This window comes from Streptomyces sp. V3I7 (assembly GCF_030817495.1).
In the GTDB taxonomy this organism is placed as follows: Bacteria; Actinomycetota; Actinomycetes; order Streptomycetales; family Streptomycetaceae; genus Streptomyces.
The window spans coordinates 3,666,807-3,684,244 of record NZ_JAUSZK010000001.1; the positions used below are offsets into that span (position 1 = coordinate 3,666,807).

Sequence of the window (17,438 nt, forward strand, 5' to 3'; positions counted from 1 at the left end):
CGGGCCACGCGGTAAGGGACGGTCAGAAGGCGGGCGTGATCAGGCCCGTGCCGCCGACCTTCTGCATGCCGTTCGCGTAGCGCTGGAAGGTGTACGCGAAGTAGCTGTAGGCGACCAGGACGACGCCGAGGGACGCCGCCGCGGCCTGCTCGGCACGGATGAACAGCGGCGCGTTCGGGTCCTCCCACAGGTGGCACTCCGAGGACGGCACGACGTACACCTCGTCCTCGTTCGTGCCCGCGCCCAGGTTGGTGGCGATGTTGTTGTCGACGATGACCTGGAGGCCGCAGGGCAGTACGCCGCGCGGGCCGGACGCGTAGGAGCTGTCCGGGTTGGCCTGCGCCGCGGCCTGCACGGGCAGGTTGGTGAAGTTCACCATCGGCCACGTGTTGGACATCTGGCTGGACAGCCAGTACCAGCGCCGCGAGTGCATCACCGCGTGGGTGGGCGCCCCCATCGCCAGCATCGCGGCCTCGACGCCCGCAGCCGCGCCGAGGATCTTCGGGTACAGCTCGGCGCCGGTCGGGGTGGCGTCGGTGTAGGCGACGGCCTGCGCCACGCTGCTCAGGCCCGTGGTCGCCTCGTTGAGCAGGGTGGCGTCCAGCCGGGTCGCGACCCGGGTGAACAGGTCCTGCATGGTGACGTCCTCGATGCCCGTACCCCGGTCGATCGCCTGACGGGATACGGTCTGCTGGCCGGCCGCGGTCTTCACCGGGACGGACAGCTGAGTGTCGTCCATGTCCTGGTTGGTGACCGACGTGTTCTGCGAGGCCTGGAGCCCGGCGTCGGACGGGGTGGTGATGCGGGAGATCTCGATGGACATGCCGGACTCCGGCAGCGGGTGCCGGTTGCAGGCATCCGCGAACGGCCGCAGCGCGGCGGTGGCCGGGGCGTACATGTCCGTCAGGTACTGCGGCACCGTCAGGCCCTGGAAGGCCGACGTACCGACCGCGCGCTGGAGGTACTCGGCGCGCTCGACGCGCTCCTCCTGCATGTGCCGGGCGAGCCGGGACGCGGCCTCGACGTCCTGGTAGGAGTACTGCCGGCAGATGTCCATCAGGAAGTTCTTGCCGAGCGGGTCCTGGTCCTTGCGGTAGGTCCGCTCCTCCTGGCCGACGCGGGCGACCTTGTCGTAGGCGGGCTTGCGGGTCTGCGTCTCGCGGACCTCCTTCTGCTTCGCCTCCCGCTCCATCTCCTCGGTCTTCAGCTTCTGCGTGGTGGCCAGCTTGTTCTCGATGCCGGTGATGTCGGAGCGGGCCTGGTCGCGCGCGGCGAACAGCTCGGCGACCCGCTCGTCCTCATCCGGGGTGAGATTGGAGCGGCCGTCCTGCTGTGCCTTGTCGAGGATCAGCTGGACCTCGGCGCCGCACTTCTTCAGCCGCTTCTGGGCGGCCTCCAGCTCGACCTCGATGGAGGCGATCAGGTCGTCGATGGTTCCGGGCATGGGTGTGTTCCCTCCGTGCAGATGGAGTCGTGGGTGGGTGCAGCTACAGCGGGGCCACGGCCCACCCGGGACATCTGCCGGGCGGCACAGGGCGGAGGCTGCCGGGGCGTCTGCCCGGCGAGCGCGCTGTGTCTGGGTCGCTCAGTCCTCGTCGCGGTCGACGAGGAGCTGAGTGCGGAGCATGGAGATCGAGCGGCCGGTAGGGGCCGCCGGTGCCGTCCGGGCGTGCGCCGGCGTCTGCGGCGCCCGCTCGGGGACGGGGTTGAGGTCGGCGCGCTGGGAGAGGCGGGTGAGCGCCTCGCGCGCGGCGAGCACTGGCAGGTTGGGGATCAAGTCCAGGAACTCCCCGGACCGGGCGGCCACGGAGGTGTGCGGGTTGGCGCCGTAGGTGACCGGGCCAACGTCGCCGCGTTCCAGGTCGAACTCCTGGATGCGGTACTCGGTGTAGTCCGGGGACCACTGGCCGGACGTGATCCGGAACATGAACGACTGCTCCCGGACGTCCTGGTCCTCGATGGCCTGGACGAGCAGCTGCACGTCCGACCGCTTGGGGTTCAGCCACGCGCGCTGTCCGAGCCCTTGGTCGTCGGCCCACAGTTCCAGCCGGGCGTTCCTGGTGCTCGCCATCGGGGTGCCGGCGTGGTTGAACCGGAACACCACCTCGGGGTCGGCGGCCAGGGTCTTGTCGGCGGCGCCCTTGGACACGATCTCGGTGTACGGGCCGAACATGTCCCACATCTCGTAGCCCTGCTCGAACGCCGAGGCGTAGCCCTCGACCTGGTACCAGTCCATGCCGTCGTCGCGGGTCACCTTCTTCGCGCGCAGCTGGGAGCTGAAACGGATCTCGGGGGTCTCGGGGCGGTCGCGTGGTACGGCCATCGCAGTCGAGCCCGCCGCGCCGGCGCGGGCCTGGGCAGCCTGCTGCCGCAGGGTCGCCATGTCGGTCATGAAGGGGTCCCTCCAGGTTGCGGGGTCGCTGTGGTGGGCGTGGGCTGCGTGCCCTTGCCGAAGAGCCGGTCGAACTCGGCCTTCTGGTCCTCGGTCAGCGGGGGCTGGTCGTAGAAGGCGCGGGCCTCGGACGGCGTCAGCGTCCGGGAGTCGATGCGCGTCTTGAGGACGCTGGCCTGCGTCTGGGGGTCCATCGCCAGCAGCGCGTTGCGGTTGAGCTTCACGAACCGCGGCCGGGACGACAGGCGGCTCAGCGCCTGCTCGCGCCGGGACACTGCCGGCCCCAGCGACATGACCAGGAACTGCAAGTTGCGCTGGGTCATGTTGGCGTAGGTCACCGAGCTGCCCGACACCGACGCGTCGATGAGGTCGGAGGGGCAGTCGAAGAACCGGGCGATGTCGCCGATCCCGAACTGCTTGGCGGCGATCCAGTCGGCGCCCGCCTGCTCGGCCTGGATCATGTCGTAGTCCCAGTCGTTGCCGGTGACGAACAGATCCCGGTTCATGACCGCGGCCTTGAACCGCTGCTTGGCCCCGTCGGCCTGCTCGGGCGTCAGCGTCTTGGACGTGTTCTTCAGATGCGCCGAGGGGATGGCCCCGTTGCGGAACCAGTCCATCGCGAACTGCTGGATGGACAAGTACTCGCTGATGGACCAGGCGGCATAGGCCACGGGCGACAGGCCGACCGGAAGGCCGGCGACGGTGTACTGCTTCTCGTGCCAGACCTCGCTCGGCTCGTATGTGGTGCCGGCGATCCGGTACTTCTTCTTGCCCTTACGGACCTGCACCGTGCAGTCGCCGATCGGCGCCAGCTCGATCCGGGCCGGGAAACCGAGCCCGTCCTTCGCGGTGATCAGACCGATCGTGTTGCCCGCCCGGTCGAGGTCGAACTGGCTGGAGTACAGCCACTCCGGCATCTCGACCTCATCCCCGCCCGGAGTGACGAGGACGGCAGGCTTCGGCAACTCGACCTGGATGCCGCCCACCTTGCGGTACAGGTCCACCGGCATGGTGCTGATCAGGTTCGCGCGCAGCCGCAGGCAGGCCCACACCGCGCTGTGCCTCAGCGCCGTCTCGTTGGTGACCGTTGCCGCCCCGCCACCGGCCCCCGGCCGCGCCGGGATGGCGCTGTCGGCCGGCGGCCCGGAGATCTCACGTCGCCGGAACAGGCTCACGTCCTACCGCCCTTCCGACCGCCGGCTGCGGCCAGCCAGGACCCGGAGAGGACCACGGCCCCGCTGACGGCGAGCGCCGCCCAGCCGATGAGCTGGTACGCCCCCGCGCCCGCGCCGGCCGCGATGAGCAGCAGACCCCCGGCGTCCAGGGCGGTCGTCACATGCTCGCGCACGGCCCCTCCTTCAGTAGATCGAATCGAGCGGGTCGTAGTCCTCGAGCACGTGCGGCCCCCGGATGACCAGCGCCCACCGTGCGAACGTCGCCGCGCACAGCGGGCTGATGTCGACCAGACTGTTCGTCCGGTCCAGCGTCCAGGCGTCGCCCTGACGGCGCGTGCGCGCTCCGTTCACCGCGGCGGTGAGTGGCACCTGGTCCAGGTGCCGGACGGTGCCCTGATTCATGGCGTCCGCCAACTGCCCGCACGCCTCGGTGACGTCGCCCGACCGCATCACGGCCAGGTCGCCGCGCTCCGGGTTGTCCTTGTCCTTCGGCACGTCGATACCGGCGGCCACCAGGTCGTCGATGAGCGACGCGGCCGGAGACCCGGCGGCCACCGCCACGGCCACCGGCGACCACAGCTGATGCAGACGCTCGACAGTGGGCACCACCCAGTCCGTGCCGGGCCGGTACGCCACGACCTCGACGTGCACCGTGCCGTCCGGCCGCAGCGACGCCGCGGCGATCGCCGACCGCTTCCGGTCCTGTGACACGTCGAGCGCCAGGGCGACGCTCGCGGCGTCCGGCCGACTCGTGGTGTCCGCCAGACCGGGCCACGCGGCCTTCGGCACGTTCGGGTCGGACGGCGGGGTCGGCTTCCTCGTGCGGTTCAGGTAGGCCCGGTCGAACTCGGCCGGATCCATCTTCTCCAGCTCGGCAGCGATGACCTCCTCGGTCACCGTGTAGCCGAGCGCGGGCAGCGTCGCCCGCCACGTCGCCGGATCCGCCCGGTCCATGTCCTCCGGAGCGAACCACTCGAAGTAGGCGGCCCGGGGACGGACCGCGGCGGCGTCCTCGGCGAGCGCGGCGAACAGGGCCTCGATCAACTCCCTGCCCTTCTCCCGCTTCTTGTTCAGCCACACCGACTTCGTGGTTCCACCGGCCGACGCCCACCACAGTTGCGCCATGGCCCGGGTCAGCATCGCCGGGCTGAATGCCTGCTCCAGGCGGTCGTCCTCGTGCGCGAACGCCTCGTCGATGAACCCGAGGTCGAGCGGCGGTCCGTGACCGGCCTTCTCCGTGTTCGCGGTGATGCCCATGCGCGAGCGCTTGCCCGGGAAGAGGATCGCCTCGTTGCCGTTGCTCTTCCGGATACGGGCGTACTTGGCGAGGTCCGAGCTGGAGATCTTCTCCCAGAACTCGTCTTCCCAGCGCTGCCGCGCCATGCCGCGGGTCTGCGCTGCGTAGACGATGTTCTGCCGCGGCCACGCCATCGCACGGTGGACCTGGGCGCCCAGGGTCAGCTCGGTCTTGCCCTGCTGCCGGGAGACGGACAGGCCCACCTCGCGGTGCGCGAACAGGCCGGTGCCGGGGTCGATCTCCAGGGCGACGTCGCTGACGTACTTCTGCCAGGGCATCGGCGGGGCGCCGAGCTTGGTCATGACCTTCCACAGCTTCGGCCCGAGCGAGGGCCGGTCCGGGTGCCGCGGGGTTCCCCAGCGCGGCGGGCAGGTCAGGCCGTACCGCTCGTACAGGTCCTCGGCGAACTCACTCGGGGGTGCCCAGGTCTCCGAGGTCGTCGTCATCGTCCGGCGCCCGTCCCTCCAGGATCTGGGCGAGCGTCTGCCGGAGCTCGCGAGCCAACTGGGGCAACAGCCGGTCGTCCTGGGCGACGGGCTCGCCGCACGTCTCGCACTCGGCGGTCCGCGCGGCATCGATGCGGCCGGCCAGAGCGTAGGCCAGCTCGGTCAACGACGGCTCGACGCCGACCAGGTCCCCGAGCTGCTCGACGTCGCTGCGCACGGCTTCCTCGACGGCCCCCATGCCGACCACCCTTCCATGATCATCCGGGGTCACTGGCCCGGGGGGAGAAAAATAAAAGCTGGGCGCGGGGTTGAGAAATGTCCGATTTCTAAAAATCTCGGAGCCGCTCGGATCGATCAGATCACTTCGAGCCTCTGACCTGCACGCTTGCGGGCGGCTCGACTACGAGCGGCGCGGACCGCACCTCGCGTGCCGCATGGCCAGTGCTCGGGTCCTGGTAGCGGCGGCCGGCCTCATCGTGCAGCAGGGCTGCGTAGCGGATGCGCCCGTGCTCAATGGCGATTGGTCCCTCGATCGGTACGTCACGCGGATCGATGCCGTTGGCGCGCAGCCAGTCGGCCACGGCCTCCCTCGGTCCGTACGGGGTCTCGATGGGTACAGGCACGGCGTCCCTCATATCGTCGCGTAGGGCTGGCCGTGCTCGGCCCGCAGCTGGTCGAGGCTGGGCATGTCCTCGCGGGCGATCCATCCTGAGCTGTAGCCGCAGTTACACACCAGGTTGAGCTGTCCGGTGCCGCGGGTCTCCTGCCATCGGGCGCCCGTGACGTCGTGTCGCCCTGCTCGCGCCTCGGTCTGTTGGTGGACGTAGAGCCGGTGTCCGCGCACCCATGCGTCCGTGTCAGCGTGAGCCGACGGCATACGGCGGTTGAGCCACAGTCGCTTGAACATGGCGCTCCCTTCTACGGTCCGGCGAACCAGTCGACGCTAGTCACCAGCTGGACGACGTCGGCGAGCGGACGATCGCCCTTCTCCGAGTTGCACTTGCGGAGGCAGATGGCGCAGCCGTTGACCCCGTGGATGGGCGCAAGGTTCTCGGGGTCGAGCTTGGCGCCGCCCTTGCTGACGGGGTGGATGTGGTCGACGGCGTCGGCCAGGCCGTGGCCGCAGACGATGCACACGTCGGACTCGGCGAGGACGCGGGCGCGCATCTGCCGGAACTCGTAGCTGGTGAGTTCGCTGCGGTCGGTGGCCACGCTCACCCCCTGGCACGGCGAGGCCCGGCCGCACGTGGGTGCGGCCGGGCCAGCGGATGTGTGATGCCGGGTCAGGCCTTGCAGAAGCCAGAGTCCTTCAGGGCCTTGTTGATCTGCTTGCCCTGCGTCTCGGTGGTGGTGACGTCCTTGTACGTGAAGCGCTGCGAGGCGAGGTAGTCAATGCGCTGGCCGCCGTTGTTGATGGCGCTGCACTGGTTGCGCGCCGCATCGATGGCCTTGTCCTCGTACCGCACGGTACTCGGGTTGGCGGCGGCGAGGGCGCGAAGGAGCTCGGCGCGCTTGGCGCCGGTGGGCTCGGGCGGGATGTCGGCGGCCTTCTCGGCTGCCTTCCAGTCCGGGCTGGCCTTGCTGCTCTTGGTGGTCTTGGCCTTGGGCCTGGCGTTGTCGGTGTCGGTGCCACTGCATCCGGCGAGCGCTACGGCGAGCGCGGCGGTGGCGGCCGCGATGACGGTACGGGTCTGCATGATCCCCCCTGAGGTGTCAGTGAGAGCCATCATGCGACATGCGAGGACGGTGTGAGGTCGTGGTGACGGTGCTGTGACACGACGAAGCCCCGACCGGGGGGATCCGAGCCGGGGCTTCGCCGTGCGTCTGTGGTGCCTCGTGTGGGCACAGTGGTGCACGGCGATCGTGACACGGCGCTGACCTGCGGTCAAGCGGCGACCCGGGTGCGGCGTTTGGCAGCGAGGGCGGCGACGTCGGCAGCGGCGTACCAGGGCTGCCTCGGGCTGCCGCCGGAGCGGGTGAGCTGATCACGCCTCACGAGCTGCCGGACGCCGTCCAGGCTGATACCGAGGACGCGGGCGGTCTGGTGGGCGGTGAGGTGGCCGGGCCGGATGATCTGCGACTCCATGGCCCCATGATGCGGCTACGGCCGCCGCTCCTCTTCCCAGACGGCACGGAAGGCCTCGGCCTCAGCGGGCGTGACCTCTTCGTCGTCGAGGAGCCAGACGTGGCGGCCGTCGATGGATTCGGGACGCCCCGGATCCCTGCTCACGTCGATCTGGTCGATCTCCTTGACGAGGCGGCCGTCACAGAACTGCTCGCGTCGAATCATGGGGTCATCCTCTCGCATGTGGTGTCGGCGGCACGGCCTCTTAGCCGATCCAGTTCGGGGGTGATTCCGCCTGATCGTGGGTACCGCCGAAACTCGAAACTTTGCAGGTGGGGTCCGATATCGGGGGCGAAACCGGTTTCGGACCGAGGTGAAACCACAGCCTTGATCCGAAACCGGTTCGCGGGGGGCTACTCGCCGTCCTCGGCGGCCGGGAGATCGATGTACCGGAGGCCCTTGGCGCCGCCGCAGCACTCGCGGATCGTGAGCTGACGGGTGGCGATCTTGAAGGGCTTCAGCGCGGCGGACAGCGCCGTGGACGCGGCGGCCGCGTCCATCTCTAGCCACGGGCCATACAGGTCGGGCCGGTACCGGGCGAGGGCGTCGACCAGGCGGTGGGAGTGCACCGAGTCGATGCCGTCGGGCCAGATCGCGGTGACGTGGTCCACGATCGTTTCGACGTCCAGCTCCTCGACAGCGGCGCCGACGGACTGCCCGGAGAGGGTGCCGGCGGCGGTGCGCAGGGCGAGGGCGCGCGCCGCGATGTCCTCGGCTTCGGTCTGCTTGATGAACGCGGCGCGGACGGTGGTGCCTTCGCGGCCGCGGGCGAGGATGCCGGTGCCCTGCTCGTCGATGCTGATGTCGGTGGCGCGCAGGCCGCGGTCGTAGGCGCCGGTGCCGAGGACGTTGTTGTTGGCCCGCCAGTCCATGACGGCCAGGCACAGCCGGGTGCCGACGCTGCTGGACACCGAGGTGGGGAGGCTCGGGGCGTCGGGGTTCTGGGTGAGCAGGATGAGGATGATGCCGTAGGCGCGCGCCTTCTTGATCAGGCGGGTGGCCAGCGCGGCGGCTTCTTCCTTGTACTCGGGGTGGGTGAACAGCTCCTGCACCTCGTCGATGACGATGACGCGCGGTCCCAGGTCCTGGTCGGGGTACTTCTCGGCGAGCGCACGGGTGACCTTGCGGCCCTCGGGGACCTCAGAGGCGGGCAGGCCGCGGATGAAGGCGGCGCGGCGCTGGTACTCGGCGATCCCCGAGCGCATGCCCGCCAGAGCGGCCTCCAGGTCCTCGTCCTCGTCGCCCGACACGTAGCGGTGGCAGACCGGCTTGACCGAGTCGAGGTCGCCAGACCCCTTCAACTCGTAGATCCACAGCTCGGCGGACGGATCGAGCGCGACGCCGAGAACGATGGCGAGCGCGCAGGACGTCTTGCCGCTGCCCGGGATGCCGCCGACCAGCAGGTTCGAGTACATGAGGGTGATCTCGACCAGGGTGCCGCGCGGGTCGAACCCGAAGGGCAACGGCTCGTAGACGTCGGCCTGGCCCTCGCGCATGAGCGGCCAGAGCTTGCGGCCGGCCTTGGCCGGGTCACGCTGCGCGACCCACAGCACGAGGCGGCCGGGGTGGGCGGTGCGGTCGGCCTCGGGCCAGACGGTGCTGATGGGGCGTCGCATGGCGGCGGCGAGCGCGGCGCGCTTCTCCAGGACGGCGGTGGCCTCGATGCCCGGGGGCAGGTCGACCTCGGCGCGCCAGCCGGGCCCGTCGCGCATGACCTCGGAGGCGAACTCGACTCCCTTGCGGCCCTTCTTGCCCTCGATGCCGATGGCGGCGAGTGCGTCGAACACCTCGGTGGAGTCGAGGCGGCGCAGGACGTTGGTGGCGACGTAGCGGGTGATGAGCGGCCTGCCGGCCTTCTTCCCGGCGAGCCCGACCAGGGCGGCGGCGGTGACCGCGGCTCCGAGCGTCCAGCCGGGCACCAGGAAGCCGCTGACCAGGCTGGTGATGCCGGTTGTGGTGGCGACGGCGAGGGAGGCGATGCGGCGCGGGCGGACGCGGCGGGAGTGCTCGCGCGAGAGGGCGAGCCAGGCCTCAATGTCCGCGCCCGCGGCGGCCTTGGCCTCGACCGGGCGGGCCTCGGTGTCGGCAACCCAGCGCCCCCAGCGGACGACCAGTCGGCCAGCGCCGCGCGGGGCGCGCAGCAACAGCCGGGCGAGGTAGACGGGCGATCGCAGGGCGTGGAAGGACGCGACGTGGGCGTAGTAGGACACGGTCCAGCGGGCGGCGTCCGCGAAGGCGTCCCAGCGGCGGAAGGCAGGCGGCACGACGGGCGGGGCGTCCGCGAGGTAGGCCTGCGCCTCGGCAATCCACGTGCCGGGCTCGGGGCTGGCGGCGGGCGGGTCAACGGGCCGGGGCTCGGCGTCCTGGATGACGTCGATGATGGTCTCGGTCAGGACGCGGGTCGCGTCCTCGGCGTCCGAGGTGTCCTCGGGGGCGTCCTTGTGGAGCTCGACGGTGGTCTCGGTCATGCTGGTGGCTTCCTCGCTCCTTGCTGGGGCTTGGGGCCCGGGGACGGCTCGATGCCGGGCAGCGGATGGCCGTCCCCGGGGCAGTGCTACTTGCGCTTCGCGGCCCGGTTGCGGGCGCGGTCCTTGATGCGCTCGATGCCGCGGTCGATGTCGGGCTGGTGCTGGATGCCGGCGGCCGCGCGGCGGATGCCGCGGGCCTCCAGGCGGACGATGGCGAGCTTGTCGGCGATGGTCAGCTTGGGCTCGGGCTTGGCCATGGGTGCCTCCAGGTCGTGGGCCGGGTGGTCCGGCCCCACCGCTCCCCCACCGCGCGGGGCCGTGGGGGACGGAAGGGCAGGTTCAGCGGCCCCTGGTGATGTCGCGCCAGATGGTCCGGAGCACGAGCGCGAGGATCGCGGTGGAGATCGCGCCGATGGCGATCGCGATGGAGGCGAACGCGAGGCCGATCGAGCCGATGCAGACGGCGCAGCCGATGGCCATCCACTCGCTGGTGCTGCGGCCGGTTCGGTGCTGGTGGCCGCATGCCGGCTGCTGGGCTGCGGGCTGCTGCGCCTGCTTGGCCAGTTCGACGGCGGCGAGCGCCAGCTGGACGACGTCGGTGTTCGTCGCCGCCTCGCTCACGGCAGCCTCGGCCTTGGCGAGCGGAGTTGGCTCGGTCACCGGGCCCACCTCCGGAAGGTGCGGGCGAGGACCGGGCGCGCGAGGGCGCCGGCGCCGAAGCCGAGGACCGCGGGTTTGGCGACGGCCGTGACCAGGGTGGCGGTGAGCGGCAGCGCGGGCGGCCACAGCAGGAGAACGCCCAGCAGGGCGCCGAACAGCAACGCCTTCATGCCGGCACCCCCTGCCAGGGCTCGGTCAGCTGCTCGGGGTGGAACAGGTGGCGTCCGCGGACGTCCTGCTTGAACGGGGTGAGGCGTCCGTCGGCGACCCAGTTGCGGACGGTGGACGGGCTGATGCCGTAGTGCCGGGCGACGTCGTTGGACGTCATCAGGGGCGGCTCGGGCGGGGGCGCGTCCTGGTCGTCCTCGTCGTCCTCACCCGTCCCGGGCGGGAGCTCGGGCGTCCTGCCCGCGTCCGGCTGGTCGTCCCGCTCCAGGGTCAAAGTGGGCGCCGGGCGGCCGATGACTGGCAGCAGCCGGACTCCGGCGGGGACGACGTCCGGCACGGCCCGGACGCTGGGGACGGGCGAGGACGCGGTGACGTCCTGCGCGTCCTGGTGTGCGTCCGGCGGGCTGGCTGCGAGGTGCAGGAGGTGTCCGACGACGGCGGGCGGCACGAGGGAGGTGACCGCGATCAAGGACGGCTGGTCGGCGACGAGGTGCCCGGTGTCGATCAAGTGGGAGACGACCTGCGCGGCCATCGCGAGTCCGAGAGCGAGGCACGCGCCGATGATCGCGGACCAGCGGCCTCGGTCGCCGGTACGGCGGGTGGATGCAACGGCGGCCGCGATGCCCGCGTAGGCGGACAGGACGACCGGCATGCCGTAGGTGAACGGGTCGCGCCATCCGGCGTTGCGGGCGAGGTGGTACTCGCCGGGCGCGCACATGAGGAGGGCGACGCCGAGGACGACGGGCCGGCCACCGGCGGTGAGGCCGCGGACCCACAGCGGGGCGGCCGGACGGCGGCCGGGCACCGGGGTGGGGCGGCGGAACCAGCGGGCGAGGGTGGCGTACAGGCGGTTCACTGGCCACCTCCGTCGAGGATCCGGGCGAGGTGGCGGCCGAGGGCGCGAAGCCGGACGGCGGATTCGGTGAGGGCGTCGGCGAGCTGGTCGACCTCGGCGGGGGTGTACGAGCCGGTGAAGTCGCCCGCCTCCACGTACAGGTCGGTGTCCCGGCTGGCGATCTCGGCGAACGGTGACTGGCCGAGCATGGCCCGGAACAGGACGACGCCGTCGGGGCCGGTGATCGTGTGCTCGGGCCCGTAGTGGGTGATGTCGGGCTTGAACTGGGCGAGGTCGTCGTGGTGTCCGACGCACCAGTCCGGCTCGTCGATCTCCAGGGACTTGGTGACGAGGAGGTGGACGGTGGCGCTGCGGGGCTCAGTGCTCACTGGGCACCTGCCGTCTGCGCGTCGAGGGCGCGGAGCAGGATGCGGAGGGACTCGCGGAGCGCGCCGTGTGCCTGCGCCAGCATGCCGATGTCGCTGTAGTCGACGCCCTCGTAGGCGGTGAGCATCTGCTGGGCGACGCTGACGGCGACGTCGAGATCGCCGGGCTCGGGCGTAGTGATCAGCGCGCTTGCGGGCGCGCTAGGGTTCTTGTGGTCCATGAGGAGGTTCCGTCTCTCTCGTGGGCAAGTGCCGACGCGTTGCTGCGCGCCGGTGCGGTAGGGGTCGGGCGGCGCGCGCGCCTCGGGTGTTCCACCACCCGGGAGCTGCTGTCCGGCCCCGCTTCTATTCGGTTGAGTACTTCTTGATCGCGTCGTTGATGACGGTGTAGCTGCGGCCGAGGTCTTTGGCGACTGCGTAGGAACTGCCGAGTTCAGCCTTTCCGTCGGCGAGTGCCTGTCCCCGCCGCTTGAGGGCTTCGGCCAGTTGTGATTGGAGCTGTTCCACCAACTCGTCCTCACGTCTGAACCGGGCCCGCCAGGGGTCTTCGGTCACATATGTGACGCTATCACGGGGGGGCGTTATAGTCACGCTCCCTCACTCGGCTGAAGCTCCCTCAACTCGTGTGCGCCCTCGGGCGCGTTGGCGGCGTCCTCCACTTCTTTCTGCGCGCGGGCCAAGTCCAGCCAGCGAGACGGCTCCCAACTTGCCCCGCACCAAGAGCAGGACACGGCCGTGTGCCTAGGACGCAGGAGCAGGACGGCACCGCAACGGACGTCCTTACCGTCCTCGTCGTCGACGACGGTCGGGCACAGGCCGAGACGCTTGGGACGCTCGGCCGGGTCGCGCGGGTTCACGATCGACGCGACGGCGCCTTCGAGGTCGCGGATCTCCTCGGCGAACGCACCCGCCATCGGCCAGCTGGACGCGATCCACTCCAAGTTGAGGGACAGGGCGCGCGCGGCGACGACGATGCGCCGCTCGGTGCTGCCCTCGATGACGGGCTGACCCCAGCCGCGGTCCGCCTGCATGGCGCTACGCCAGTCTTCCAGGACGCTCACGAGGCCGCCGGGCCCGCGGAGGTTGAACACGTGCTCGGAGACGGGCAGGGGCGCCTCAGCGGGCCGTGTGCGGCCGTACTCGGGGCGGCGGCCGCCGGGCTGCAGAAAGGCGGCCAGCCCGGCGTACAGCTTCGGCATGCGGTCGAGGCGCTCGGCGAGGGCGAGCGTGTCCCCGGGGCACAGGTAGCCGCGCTCGATCGGGCGTTCACACAGCCCGCAATCGGTGAGGACGCCGCGCTGCTGGTGGCCGCCTGGGGTTGGGACTAGCTCCACTCCCTTCTCGTCGTCGGCGGTCATGCCCTGGCCTTCTCTCGCGCGGCCGCGAGCATGGCCTCGTGCGTGCGGCGGATGGTGCGGGCGCGGCGGTCGTCGAGGATCTCGAAGACGATCTGCAGGAGCAGCATCAGGTTCATGCCCGCGGCGACACCGAGGACGATCAGTTGGATCTCGTGGTCAGTCACGTCGACTCCTTGATCAGAAAGGGGGCTCGTCGGAGTAGCCCGCGCCCTGCACCGCGGGCTGCTGCTGAGCGGGCGGGTTGCCCCAGCCGCCGCCCTGCTGCTGGCCATTGGCGGGCTTGGCCCCGGCCCACGGGTCATCGGCAGGCGCGGCCGCGGCGCGCGAGCCGCTACCCGCCGGGTTCTTCGTGACCTTGGCGGTAGCGCGGGCGAGGCTGACGCCCACCTCGTCGACGTCCAACTCGTAGACCGTGCGCTTCACGCCCTCGCGGTCCTCGTAGGACCGCTGCTTCAGTCGGCCCTGCACGATGACGCGCATGCCCTTGGCGAGGGACTCGGCGACGTTCTCGGCGGCCTGACGCCAGACCGAGCACGTGAGGAACAGGCTCTCGCCGTCCTTCCACTCGTTGGCCTGCTTGTCGTACACGCGCGGCGTGGAGGCGACGCGGAACTTGGCCACGGCGGCGCCGGCCGGGGTGAAGCGGAGCTCGGGGTCGTCGACCAGGTTGCCAACGACGGTGATCACGGTCTCGCCTGCCATGGCGAACTCCTTCTGTGGTGTGCTGGGCGGGAGGCCGGGCCTGATAGGGACAGGCCCGGCCGGTCAGATGGTCCGGCCGCCGTGGTGGTCAGGACGCAAGACGGGCGGGATCTGCGCTCGCAGCTGCTCTATGGCCGGCGATACCCGGCCTTCTCGGATGGCATGGGCCTGCGCCGCCGAAGCTCGCCGCATCCGCCCATACGCCTCGGCAAGCGGGATGTTCGTTACGGCGACGAGGTAGCCGGTTTCCGCGTAAGGGCTTCGGTCGGATGCACAGTGCGCGTAACGGTGCAGGACATCCCCCGGTCGGCTGGTCTCGTCGCCATGGCGATGCCAGTTGGCGCACCAGGGGCACCAGGCAAGGACCTGGGTGAAGTTGATGCCGCCTGGCTCTCTGCCGATGAAGCCGTAGATCGTTGGCGCGGCCAGACGGGCGCGGGTTCGGCAGGTTCCGCAGAAGCAGGAGCCCGGTTCGTGATCGTGGGTTTCTGTCATTTCTGTCAGGCACTCCTAAGGCGTGTTTCTGATACTTCTTTCTTCTTCCAGGAGGAATCCCAGACGAGGGGATGGGGAGCGAACCGCGGACTCGGGGCCCGGCCGCGCTGCCCCTCCGGCCGCTCGGGCGCGGGAAGCGGGGCGACCCAGCCCTTGTCGACCAGCACGTGGATCGCGTCGTACACGGTCTCGGAGGTCACGCCCTCCGGCCCCCACGAGTTGCCGTCCACACCGCGCTGAGCGTCCCGCACGGTGAAGGGCTCGCGCCGCTTGTCCTCCTTGCGACGGCGCAGCCACTCCAGGACGTCCCGGGCCGGCATCAGCTTCGCGTCCCGGTTGGCGCCCATCAGGTCGAGGCACAGTCGGGCGTGGGTGACGAAGTACGGGGCCATGGCGAGCGCCTCCCGCAGCTGCGCCGCCTGCACCTGGGTGGCGTCCGGGTCCTCGTAGAGGGTGATGAGCGCGGCGATGCGCGCGAGCTTGCCAGGCAGCTTGCTCGCCCAGGACGCCATGGAGTGCAGGTCGCCGCCGCGCCGCAGCCGCTCCTGCATCTGCTCCTGAAAGAGGTACATCTCTTCGCTGGCCTCGTCGGTGAAAGTCACCGCGCGGACCATGGTGTTCTTCCACAGCCCGTGGACAAGCCGTCCGAGCCGGTACCGCAGGTCATCCATCAGCTCGGCCGGGATGGGCACGGAGCCGCGCGGGTCCTGGTAGCCGAGCCGGGACGCCGGGAAGCCGTACAGGAAGCGCTGCACGAACCCGTTGTGCAGCATCTCGTCGTCCTTCTTCCGGCCGAGCTGCTCCAGGATGATCGGCTGCACGAGCAGGCCGATCGTCAGGTGGGCGCTCTCCATCTCGATGGAGTCCCGGCCGATCCGGTCGACGGGCATGGCCTTGCCGTCGTAGGCGTCGAGGGCGAACCCGGTGTCCGAGGTGCCGCTGTTGTACAGCCCGCCCATCTGCTTGATGAGGGTGCCCTCGGAGTGGATGACGCCCATCCGCCCGCCCTGCTGCGCCGCCTTCACGGGCATCGCGGCCGGGGTGATGTCGCCGAACAGCAGACGGGGCAGGGCGGGCACAGGGCCCATCTCCCGCAGCTCCTGCTTGGCGAGCTTGGCCTCGTCCATACGGAGGGCGCGCAGGTCGGGCTTGGCCTTGATTGCGGCCTTCTCGGCGTCGTCGAGGCGGGCCTGCGCAATCTTCAGCATCTGTTCGGCGTCCTCGATCTCGGGGACCGCCTTGGCCTGCAGCTCGCGCTCGATGGCACGCAGCGTGTCGCTGAAGGGCGCCTCGGCGGCGCTCTTGCGCTCACCCGCCCCGGCGACGGTGGCCGTCCACAGGGCGGGCGCCTCGGACCAGCCGGGCCGTACTCGGACCTGCGCGCGCCCGCCGACGGCCACGGAGACGGCCGACAGGGCGATCATCGCGGGGATGTCCGGGGCGACCTGGACCTGCGCGGTGACCGCGTTCACGACGGCCGCAAGGTTCGGCCCGAGCAGGTCGACGGGGAACGGCGCGAGGGTCGGGCGGTCGATCGAGAGCGGCTCTTCCCAGTCGTCTTCCACCCCTACGGACTGCCTGACAGAAATGACAGAACCCTCGGCTGAGGGTTGCCCGGGCAGCAGCCGAGGGCGGTCCTCACGACCCGCCGGGGGCCATGGGTGCCGGGGCTGCGCCATGCCGGCGCGGAGCCCGGAATCGATCGTCGGCAGCGCGCGCCCCTCTGGGTGGTTCCCAGCGCGCGCGGCGGCGAGCAGGTGCTCACGAGCCTCACCCTCGCTCAGCGCGCCCGAGCCGACCAGCGTGCCGAGGTTGAACGCGGCCGTGTTGATCGTGTTGTTCTGGTCGCCGTCCGGCGCGCCAGTGATCGCGTCGCACTCGTCCTGCACCACCTTGCGGGTGTACGAGTCGAGGCGGTCCGCGGGGATGGTGATCCTGCCCACCGGCGCAGCGGGGGCCGTCGGTCGCGTTGTGAGTGCGTCGAGCAGCCACTCGGGAGCCTGCTCCGGCGGCTGCTCGGGATCCTCCAACGTGTAGATGACGCCGGACTGGTGGAGCGAGCCGGGGCCGATGACGTAGGCGTTCCCGGCGCGCACATCACCGTCGAACTTGCCCTTCAGCGCGCCGAGCCCGTTGCCGAGCTTCAGCTCGGCGGGCGCCCACAGGTAGTCGTGGTAGCCCTTGGCGGTACGGACGCGCATGGTGGTGGGCCAGGTCTCGCCATGGGACTTGGCGACGTCCTCGATGGCTCCGGGCCGGTCGCTGTCCACGACGAGCAGCTGCTCGCCCTCCGGGCCGCGGCAGGCGCCGACGTACACGCCGACGTTCTGCGGGCGATCGCCGAGGAGACGGCGGACCTTCCCCGAGTCCGTGGTGTGCTCGCGGGTGAACGGCACGGATGGGTGTTTGCCGCGCTGGCCGCAGGTCGCCGGGTCGTGTCCCTTGCCGATGCCCGAGCACTGGATCAGCTCGGGGTGGTCGACGGGGAACGCGGCGAACCGGTGCTCGGCGAGCCAGACGCCGCCGCCCACCGGGGTGGACAGGTCGGCAGTCGGCTCCGTCTCATCGGTCACGCTGCACCGCCGGGAAGTAGTACGTGCCGGTCGGGCGTCCAACGCAGCGCGACGTGCGGGGGCAGACGGGCGGCGCGGTCGTGAGGCCGGCGGAGTGGATGTGCTGGTGGTCGCAGAACGGGCAGTCGACGACGAGCAGCGCGCGCGGCTCGCCGTCCTCGTGCTGCGTGTCCCGGTACGGGACGAGATGGGCCGCGGCGGCGGCCATGCCGAGCCGGACGGGCGGCGCCTGGATCTGCGCCTCGTCCTGCTCCGTGTCCTCCCCGAACATCGGGAGGGCGGTGGTGGTGCTGTTCACGAACGTGCTCTCTTCTACGAGCGGGGCCTGTGAGGTTCGTGAGTGCGCGTGCGGCCCCCG

The 17,438-nt window shown here is 70.8% G+C and carries 26 protein-coding genes; all 26 read right to left on the minus strand.

Annotated features, from left to right (window positions below):
• Window positions 1–22: 22 nt before the first annotated feature.
• Window positions 23–1,444: a phage major capsid protein gene (locus QFZ74_RS17150; RefSeq protein ID WP_307621691.1), complete on the minus strand. Its 1,422-nt coding sequence runs from the start codon at window positions 1,442–1,444 to the stop codon at window positions 23–25.
• A gap of 141 nt (window positions 1,445–1,585) precedes the next feature.
• Window positions 1,586–2,392 carry an HK97 family phage prohead protease gene (locus tag QFZ74_RS17155; protein ID WP_307621692.1) on the minus strand — a complete coding sequence of 269 codons (807 nt, stop codon included), beginning with the start codon at window positions 2,390–2,392 and terminating at the stop codon, window positions 1,586–1,588.
• Window positions 2,389–3,567 (minus strand): phage portal protein, encoded by a 1,179-nt coding sequence (locus QFZ74_RS17160; RefSeq protein WP_307621693.1) that lies wholly within the window; start codon window positions 3,565–3,567, stop codon window positions 2,389–2,391. The genes QFZ74_RS17155 and QFZ74_RS17160 overlap by 4 nt, the downstream gene beginning before the upstream one ends.
• Complete coding sequence (locus QFZ74_RS17165; protein ID WP_307621694.1) at window positions 3,564–3,740, minus strand: hypothetical protein; 177 nt, start codon at window positions 3,738–3,740, stop codon at window positions 3,564–3,566. Before QFZ74_RS17165 ends, QFZ74_RS17160 begins: the two co-directional genes overlap by 4 nt.
• A gap of 10 nt (window positions 3,741–3,750) precedes the next feature.
• Complete coding sequence (locus QFZ74_RS17170; RefSeq protein WP_307621695.1) at window positions 3,751–5,310, minus strand: terminase large subunit domain-containing protein; 1,560 nt, start codon at window positions 5,308–5,310, stop codon at window positions 3,751–3,753.
• Window positions 5,273–5,548: a hypothetical protein gene (locus QFZ74_RS17175; protein ID WP_307621696.1), complete on the minus strand. Its 276-nt coding sequence runs from the start codon at window positions 5,546–5,548 to the stop codon at window positions 5,273–5,275. The genes QFZ74_RS17170 and QFZ74_RS17175 overlap by 38 nt, the downstream gene beginning before the upstream one ends.
• A gap of 121 nt (window positions 5,549–5,669) precedes the next feature.
• Window positions 5,670–5,891: a hypothetical protein gene (locus tag QFZ74_RS17180; protein ID WP_307621697.1), complete on the minus strand. Its 222-nt coding sequence runs from the start codon at window positions 5,889–5,891 to the stop codon at window positions 5,670–5,672.
• Between the two features lie 50 nt (window positions 5,892–5,941).
• On the minus strand, window positions 5,942–6,217 hold the full coding sequence (locus QFZ74_RS17185) for a hypothetical protein (protein WP_307621698.1): 276 nt from the start codon (window positions 6,215–6,217) through the stop codon (window positions 5,942–5,944).
• Window positions 6,218–6,228: 11 nt separating this feature from the next.
• On the minus strand, window positions 6,229–6,522 hold the full coding sequence (locus tag QFZ74_RS17190) for an HNH endonuclease (RefSeq protein ID WP_307621699.1): 294 nt from the start codon (window positions 6,520–6,522) through the stop codon (window positions 6,229–6,231).
• Window positions 6,523–6,593: 71 nt separating this feature from the next.
• Window positions 6,594–7,007 (minus strand): hypothetical protein, encoded by a 414-nt coding sequence (locus QFZ74_RS17195; protein WP_307621700.1) that lies wholly within the window; start codon window positions 7,005–7,007, stop codon window positions 6,594–6,596.
• Between the two features lie 188 nt (window positions 7,008–7,195).
• Window positions 7,196–7,396, minus strand: coding sequence for a hypothetical protein (locus QFZ74_RS17200; protein ID WP_307621701.1), 201 nt, complete (start codon window positions 7,394–7,396; stop codon window positions 7,196–7,198).
• 15 nt (window positions 7,397–7,411) lie between these two features.
• On the minus strand, window positions 7,412–7,600 hold the full coding sequence (locus tag QFZ74_RS17205) for a hypothetical protein (protein WP_307621702.1): 189 nt from the start codon (window positions 7,598–7,600) through the stop codon (window positions 7,412–7,414).
• 188 nt (window positions 7,601–7,788) lie between these two features.
• Entirely contained in the window at window positions 7,789–9,903 is a 2,115-nt protein-coding gene (locus tag QFZ74_RS17210; RefSeq protein ID WP_307621703.1) for an FtsK/SpoIIIE domain-containing protein, read from the minus strand.
• Between the two features lie 86 nt (window positions 9,904–9,989).
• Complete coding sequence (locus QFZ74_RS17215) at window positions 9,990–10,160, minus strand: hypothetical protein (RefSeq protein WP_307621704.1); 171 nt, start codon at window positions 10,158–10,160, stop codon at window positions 9,990–9,992.
• An 82-nt stretch (window positions 10,161–10,242) separates the two neighbouring features.
• Complete coding sequence (locus QFZ74_RS17220) at window positions 10,243–10,563, minus strand: hypothetical protein (protein WP_307621705.1); 321 nt, start codon at window positions 10,561–10,563, stop codon at window positions 10,243–10,245.
• On the minus strand, window positions 10,560–10,733 hold the full coding sequence (locus QFZ74_RS17225; protein WP_307621706.1) for a hypothetical protein: 174 nt from the start codon (window positions 10,731–10,733) through the stop codon (window positions 10,560–10,562). Before QFZ74_RS17225 ends, QFZ74_RS17220 begins: the two co-directional genes overlap by 4 nt.
• Window positions 10,730–11,587, minus strand: coding sequence for a helix-turn-helix domain-containing protein (locus QFZ74_RS17230; RefSeq protein WP_307621707.1), 858 nt, complete (start codon window positions 11,585–11,587; stop codon window positions 10,730–10,732). Before QFZ74_RS17230 ends, QFZ74_RS17225 begins: the two co-directional genes overlap by 4 nt.
• Window positions 11,584–11,955 carry a hypothetical protein gene (locus QFZ74_RS17235; RefSeq protein ID WP_307621708.1) on the minus strand — a complete coding sequence of 124 codons (372 nt, stop codon included), beginning with the start codon at window positions 11,953–11,955 and terminating at the stop codon, window positions 11,584–11,586. The genes QFZ74_RS17230 and QFZ74_RS17235 overlap by 4 nt, the downstream gene beginning before the upstream one ends.
• Window positions 11,952–12,173 (minus strand): hypothetical protein, encoded by a 222-nt coding sequence (locus tag QFZ74_RS17240; protein ID WP_307621709.1) that lies wholly within the window; start codon window positions 12,171–12,173, stop codon window positions 11,952–11,954. Before QFZ74_RS17240 ends, QFZ74_RS17235 begins: the two co-directional genes overlap by 4 nt.
• Before the next feature lie 124 nt (window positions 12,174–12,297).
• Window positions 12,298–12,507: a hypothetical protein gene (locus tag QFZ74_RS17245; RefSeq protein WP_307621710.1), complete on the minus strand. Its 210-nt coding sequence runs from the start codon at window positions 12,505–12,507 to the stop codon at window positions 12,298–12,300.
• Between the two features lie 32 nt (window positions 12,508–12,539).
• On the minus strand, window positions 12,540–13,310 hold the full coding sequence (locus tag QFZ74_RS17250) for a hypothetical protein (protein ID WP_307621711.1): 771 nt from the start codon (window positions 13,308–13,310) through the stop codon (window positions 12,540–12,542).
• Window positions 13,307–13,474 (minus strand): hypothetical protein, encoded by a 168-nt coding sequence (locus tag QFZ74_RS17255; RefSeq protein WP_307621712.1) that lies wholly within the window; start codon window positions 13,472–13,474, stop codon window positions 13,307–13,309. Before QFZ74_RS17255 ends, QFZ74_RS17250 begins: the two co-directional genes overlap by 4 nt.
• A gap of 13 nt (window positions 13,475–13,487) precedes the next feature.
• Window positions 13,488–14,012, minus strand: coding sequence for a single-stranded DNA-binding protein (locus tag QFZ74_RS17260; protein WP_307621713.1), 525 nt, complete (start codon window positions 14,010–14,012; stop codon window positions 13,488–13,490).
• A gap of 63 nt (window positions 14,013–14,075) precedes the next feature.
• On the minus strand, window positions 14,076–14,507 hold the full coding sequence (locus QFZ74_RS17265) for a hypothetical protein (RefSeq protein ID WP_307621714.1): 432 nt from the start codon (window positions 14,505–14,507) through the stop codon (window positions 14,076–14,078).
• A gap of 5 nt (window positions 14,508–14,512) precedes the next feature.
• The gene (locus QFZ74_RS17270; protein ID WP_307621715.1) at window positions 14,513–17,080 is read right to left on the minus strand and encodes a DUF3987 domain-containing protein; all 2,568 of its coding nucleotides are present in this window, start codon (window positions 17,078–17,080) and stop codon (window positions 14,513–14,515) included.
• Entirely contained in the window at window positions 17,070–17,378 is a 309-nt protein-coding gene (locus QFZ74_RS17275; protein WP_307621716.1) for a hypothetical protein, read from the minus strand. Before QFZ74_RS17275 ends, QFZ74_RS17270 begins: the two co-directional genes overlap by 11 nt.
• Window positions 17,379–17,438: the final 60 nt, after the last annotated feature.